The organism is Mitsuaria sp. TWR114 (genome assembly GCF_007997345.1).
Genome location: NZ_VOSR01001091.1, coordinates 1 through 4,520 on the forward strand (window position 1 = coordinate 1; position 4,520 = coordinate 4,520).

4 protein-coding genes and 1 pseudogene are annotated in these 4,520 nt (G+C 71.4%); 3 read left to right on the plus strand and 2 right to left on the minus strand.

Features of this window, described 5'->3' with window-relative positions:
* Nucleotides 1-185, minus strand: a pseudogene (locus tag FUT87_RS27620) (2-alkenal reductase); the annotation flags it as partial.
* A 13-nt stretch (nt 186-198) separates the two neighbouring features.
* On the opposite strand from FUT87_RS27620, the gene FUT87_RS27625 reads away from it, so the two are divergent.
* The 3 genes from FUT87_RS27625 (at nt 199) to FUT87_RS27635 (ending at nt 2,770) form a co-directional block, all read left to right on the plus strand.
* Nucleotides 199-951, plus strand: coding sequence for a Nif3-like dinuclear metal center hexameric protein (locus FUT87_RS27625; RefSeq protein ID WP_091721727.1), 753 nt, complete (start codon nt 199-201; stop codon nt 949-951).
* Nucleotides 948-1,997, plus strand: coding sequence for a 4-hydroxythreonine-4-phosphate dehydrogenase PdxA (gene pdxA, locus FUT87_RS27630; RefSeq protein ID WP_147243036.1), 1,050 nt, complete (start codon nt 948-950; stop codon nt 1,995-1,997). Before FUT87_RS27625 ends, pdxA begins: the two co-directional genes overlap by 4 nt.
* Nucleotides 1,998-2,113: 116 nt before the next feature.
* Nucleotides 2,114-2,770: an energy transducer TonB gene (locus FUT87_RS27635; protein WP_147243037.1), complete on the plus strand. Its 657-nt coding sequence runs from the start codon at nt 2,114-2,116 to the stop codon at nt 2,768-2,770.
* Nucleotides 2,771-2,812: 42 nt separating this feature from the next.
* Here the strand turns inward: FUT87_RS27635 and FUT87_RS27640 are convergent.
* Nucleotides 2,813-4,520, minus strand: a 1,708-nt coding sequence (locus FUT87_RS27640) for a DUF1631 family protein (RefSeq protein WP_147243038.1), incomplete at its 5' end; no start/stop codon positions are given.

The window sequence follows — 4,520 nt, forward strand, 5'->3', positions numbered from 1 at the left end:
CCTGCGCCGCGGCCGCGAAGCTGAACTGGACCGCCGCGCGTGGCGGGGCGCCGGCGGCGGCCGGCAGCGTGGGCACGGACCTTGGGCGCCTCGTGCAGCCATTCCGGCTTGAGCGTCGACACGACGAAGTAGCCGGCCAGCGCCACCGTGGTGGCCTGGGAGAAAATCAGCCAGGTTTGACGCAAGAGAGATCCTGTCATGGCACATCGCACGGAGCTGGAGCGGCTGCTCGCCGCCACGCTGGAGCCCACGCGGTTCAAGGATTATGGGCCGAACGGTCTGCAGGTCGAGGGCCGCGACCAGATCCGGCAACTGGTGTGCGGGGTCACCGCCAGCCTCGCGCTGATCGACGCCGCCATCGAGGCCGGCGCCGATGCGATCCTGGTCCACCACGGCCTGTTCTGGCGCGGCCAGGACGGCCGCGTCACCGGCTGGATGAAGCAGCGACTGGCCCGGCTGCTGACGCATGAGATCAACCTGTTCGCCTACCACCTGCCGCTGGATGCGCATCCGGAACTCGGCAACAACGCGCAACTGGCGAAACACCTGGGCTGGGCCGCCGACGGCCGTTTCGGCGAGCAGGACCTGGGCTGCGTCGGCGCTTTGCCGGCGGCGCTGGACACGCTCGATGCGCTGACCGCCCACGTCGGCGAGCGGCTGGGCCGCGCCACCGTGCAGGCGGCCGGCGACGGTCGCGCGCTGCGGCGCGTGGCCTGGTGCACCGGCGGCGCGCAAGGCTACTTCGAGGCCGCCATCGCCGCCGGCGCCGATGTCTTCATCACCGGCGAGATCTCCGAGCCGCAGGCCCATTACGCCGCCGAGACCGGCGTGGCCTTCATCGCCGCCGGCCACCATGCGACCGAGCGCTACGGCGTGCAGGCCCTGGGGCGGCAGGTGTCGGAGCAGCTCGGCCTGCATTACCGCTTCATCGACATCCCCAATCCCGCATGAACCGGCCGTCCACTTCCCCCGCGAGCCCGAGCCCGAGCCCGCGCCCGCTGCTGCTGACGATGGGCGACGCCTGCGGCATCGGGCCCGAGATCGCCGTCGCCGCCTGGGCCCGCGACCGCGGCGCGGACCTGCGCCTGGTGGGTGACGTCGCGGTCTTCCGGCGCGCCGTCGGTATCCTGGGCCTGGACCTGCCGGTGGCGGTACTCGAGCAGGCCGACGATCTCGCCCCGCCCGATTGCCTGCCGGTGTGGCAGCCGCCGGGCCTGCCCGCGGACCTGGTCGACCAGCCACTGGGCCGCGTCAGCGCGGCGGCGGGCGCGGCGGCGGCGCGCTGCATCGTCGCGGCGGTGCATGAGCAGCAGGCCGGCCGCTCGCGCGCGCTGGTCACGGCGCCCATCCACAAGGAAGCGCTGCATGCCGGCGGCATCGACCATCCCGGCCACACCGAGCTGCTGCAGGCGCTCTGCGCCGACGCGCAAGGGCAACTGCCGCCGGTGCGCATGATGCTGGCCAACGACGAACTGCGGGTGGTGCTGGTGACCATCCATGTGGCCCTGCGCCAGGCGGTCGACCAGATCACGACGGGGCGAGTGCTGCAGACCCTGCGCATCACCGACGCCGCGCTGCGCCGCGCCGGCCTGGACGCGCCGCGCATCGCCGTGGCGGGCCTGAATCCGCACGCCGGTGAGGGCGGCCTGTTCGGCACCGAGGAGATCGAGCACATCGCGCCGGCGATCGCGCAGGCGCGGACGCTGGGCATCGATGCCCACGGACCGTTCGCGCCGGACACGGTGTTCATGCGCGCGCGCCACGCGCCGCCGCGGCACGTCGGCGAGTTCGATGCGGTCGTGGCGATGACCCACGACCAGGGGCTGATTCCGGTGAAGTACCTGGGCGTGGAGGAGGGCGTCAACGTGACCCTGGGCCTGCCGCTGGTGCGGACCAGCCCGGATCACGGCACCGCGTTCGACATCGCCGGCACCGGCCGCGCGGACCCGTCCAGCATGGCCGCGGCGATCCGCATGGCGCGCGCGATGTCGGCCTGAGCGGCGTCCTCGTCGCTGCGTGGCCCCGCTCCCCCTCAGGAGGGAGCGGGCTACGGTGGAACTGCCTTCGGGCCGCGCCCATAATTCCCGCCATCCAAATCGACAGGGGGAGCCAGATGGAGATCGGAAAGACGAGGCGGTGGCAGTGGCTGGTCGCGCTGGCGCTGGCCGGCGTGATGCAGTTCGCTGCGCTGGGCACGGCGGCGGCGCAGGAGGTCAATCAGGCGCTGAACGTCTGGTTCGACGTGCTGTTCGACGAGAACGGCCAGGTCAAGGAGATCACGCCGGTCGACGAGGCGTCGCAGTCGCCGGGCTTCTGGAAGCAGATGACGGCCCGGCTGCAGAAGGCCAAGATCCCGCCGCGCCAGGAGGAGGGCCGCAACGCCACCTTCCGCACCGGCGTCGTGCTCTACCTGGCCGTGGACAAGGAGAAGTCGACGGTCGGCATCCGTTCGATGCAGCTGATGCCCATCCCCACCAAGCTCTACTACGCGGCCTACCCGGACGACGCGGCGGCGCTCGCGGGCTGGGAAGGCGAGATCCGGATGGTGTGCCGCGTCGGTGTCGACGGGACCTGCGTGGAGTCGACGGTCGAGATGCCCGCGGGCATGCCCCAGTCGCTGAAGCGATATGGCCGGACCTCGATGGCGCAGTGGCGCTTCAAGCCTCAGGAAGTGAACGGCAAGCCGGTCGAGGGCGAGTATGTGGTGCCGTTGAGATTCCGGACCGAGGACAACATGCCGGTCGATTTCCGCGACCCGCGCAAGCTGTGAGCTGAGGGACCGGCGCGGGCCGACCCGCGGTCGGTCCGCGCCTCAGGACGCCTTGGCGCCCAGCGCCGCCAGTTGCTGCCGCGCGCGCGCCGTGGCGCGCTCCAGCAGGTAGGCATGCTCGAAGGCGCGCAGCCGCTCCGCCTCGCAGAGCTTGCGCAGCATCCGCGCCGTCATCGTCAGCGTCTCCTGGTGCTTGCTGCCGTGCGTGAAGATGAAGAAGCTGCGGGTCGCGCTGATGTGGGCGAGCCGCACCTTGATCCAATCGCCGTCGCGGTGCATCCGGTAGGCCGTGCCGATCTGCAGGTGGTCGATCAGCAGCTCACCGGCCGGGGGCGACGGGTCTTCCTCGGCCGCGGGCAGACCATCGATGCTGATGTCCACCGCCTGCAGCGGTTGCTGTTCGTCGGCGCCCAGGTCCAGGTCGATGTCGACATGGCCGTCCCAGTCGACGTGCTCCTCCTGCACCAGGCCGAGTCTCTCGGCTTCCTCCTCGGACAGCTTCTCGCTCAGGTCCAGGTCCAGCGGCGCCGCGCTGGGGGCGGGCAGGTCCTGCTCGCGCGGCGGGGCCATGCCGAACACGGCCTCCAGCTGCTTGGCCAGCAGGTTGTACTCGAGCGGGCTGAGCGCCTGGCCCTTGAGCGAATCGGCGTGCGCCGGCAGCAGTTCGGCGAAGAACTTCTTGCGCTCGGGTTCGGGCCAGCGGATCAGGTCCAGGCCTTCGTTGAGCGTGCGCATCAGCACCGGCAGCGAGGCCAGGAAGGCCTGGCGCTGCTGCGGCGTGGTCTTGGGCTGCACCGACAGCACCAGGTCGCGGCCCATCTGGCGCAGCCGGTCGACCAGGGCGGCGTCCAGGTCCGGGTGCCGCGACGCATGCACCAGCACCTCGCTCCAGGTCTGGGTGAGGAAGTCGCGCAGGAAGTCCCGCATGTCGACGTTCGCCATCGCCTGCTGCAGCTGCTGCATGTAGCGGCGCTGCAGGCGCAGCTCGGTCTCCTTGCGCTCGAGCAGCGCGGCCGCGTCGCCCTGGGCCTTGAGGGCCTCGGAGGTCTGGTCCTCGATGAACTGCTCGAGCTGGACCAGCTTGGACTCGTAGAGGTCCATGCGGTCGAAGTCGCCGCTGACGACGTCCTGGACCAGTTCGCGCACCAGCGCGAGGAAGGACTTGCCGGGGTCGTCGGTGAAATCGTCGTAGGCGGCCGCCAGGGTCGCGATGCGGTTGACCAGGCGGCGCACCGGATGCCGGCGCGAGGAGAAGAAGGAGCGGTCGCCCAGCGCCGCGCGCAGCACCGGCAGCTGCAGCCGGGCGATCTGCTGCGCCATCAGCGGCGGCAGCTTGGCGTCGGACAGGATCTGGTCGAACAGGCCGGCCACGACGTCGATCACCATGTGGTCGAGCGAGCCGTTGGCCGCCTGCCGCAGTTCGTCGCGATGCAGGTGGATCAGGTTGGGCGGCAGCACCAGCGGCGCGCCCTCGACATAGGCGCCGGCGTCGCCCTCCCAGCCTTGCCACTGGCTGTTGGTCGGCAGGCTGCCGCCGGTGGTCGGACCGCCGAGGCCGGCCGAGGGCGTCTGCGCCAGCCGGCGCAGCAGTTCCATCAGTTGGGGATCCACCCCACCGCCAAAACCGCCGCCGAAGCCGCCGGCATGGGCGCCGCTGCCGCTGGCCGGATAACCGCCATGGCCGCTGCCCTGGAAACCGCCGGCCATGCTGTGCAGGCCGCCGGCGCGACTGCCTTGCAAGGGGTGGAGC

Coding starts and splice junctions, on each gene's coding strand:
- FUT87_RS27635 (WP_147243037.1), top strand. CDS start 2,114: ATGGAGATCGGAAAGACGAGGCGGTGGCAGTGGCTGGTCGCGCTGGCG.
- pdxA (WP_147243036.1), top strand. CDS start 948: ATGAACCGGCCGTCCACTTCCCCCGCGAGCCCGAGCCCGAGCCCGCGC.
- FUT87_RS27625 (WP_091721727.1), top strand. CDS start 199: ATGGCACATCGCACGGAGCTGGAGCGGCTGCTCGCCGCCACGCTGGAG.